Consider the following 645-nt stretch of genomic DNA (forward strand, 5'->3'; position numbering starts at 1 on the left):
CTTTTCGCAGATTAGCACGTCCTTCATCGCCTCTGACTGCCAGGGCATCCACCGTGTACGCTTAGTCGCTTAACCTCACAACCCGAAGATGTTTCACTTCTGATTGCGAAAATTTGAGAGACTCGAACACACATTAACTGTGTGTCGTTTCAATTTTCAGCTTGATCCAGATTTTTAAAGAGCAAAACTTCGCAGTGAACCTTTTCAGGTACACTCTGAAGTTTTCTTGTTTTTTGCAGTAAGGATGGTGGAGCTATGCGGGATCGAACCGCAGACCTCCTGCGTGCAAAGCAGGCGCTCTCCCAGCTGAGCTATAGCCCCATCGTAGTTATCTCTTTACCGGTAATTTTTCCTGAGACAAGGCGTGGTGAAGCGAAGCATACTGAAGTATGCGAGCTTTGCCACAACGCAGTATTCAGGGAAAATTTGGTAGGCCTGAGTGGACTTGAACCACCGACCTCACCCTTATCAGGGGTGCGCTCTAACCACCTGAGCTACAAGCCTGCAGAGATTACTTACTGCTGTATTTTCATCAGACAATCTGTGTGAGCACTACAAAGGCAGGTTCTTTAAGGTAAGGAGGTGATCCAACCGCAGGTTCCCCTACGGTTACCTTGTTACGACTTCACCCCAGTCATGAATCAC

General features: G+C 47.8%; 2 tRNA genes and 1 rRNA gene. All 3 read right to left on the reverse strand.

The annotated features are described in order from the left end of the window. Positions 1–245 precede the first annotated feature (245 nt). A tRNA-Ala gene (locus PGR23_RS24400) sits at positions 246–321 on the reverse strand. Between the two features lie 106 nt (positions 322–427). After that, a tRNA-Ile gene (locus PGR23_RS24405) sits at positions 428–504 on the reverse strand. A 71-nt stretch (positions 505–575) separates the two neighbouring features. Further along, a 16S ribosomal RNA gene (locus PGR23_RS24410) occupies positions 576–645 on the reverse strand; the annotation flags it as partial.

The sequence above is a fragment of the Klebsiella sp. 141162 genome, assembly GCF_050600755.1.
Taxonomy (GTDB): domain Bacteria; phylum Pseudomonadota; class Gammaproteobacteria; order Enterobacterales; family Enterobacteriaceae; genus Klebsiella; species Klebsiella aerogenes.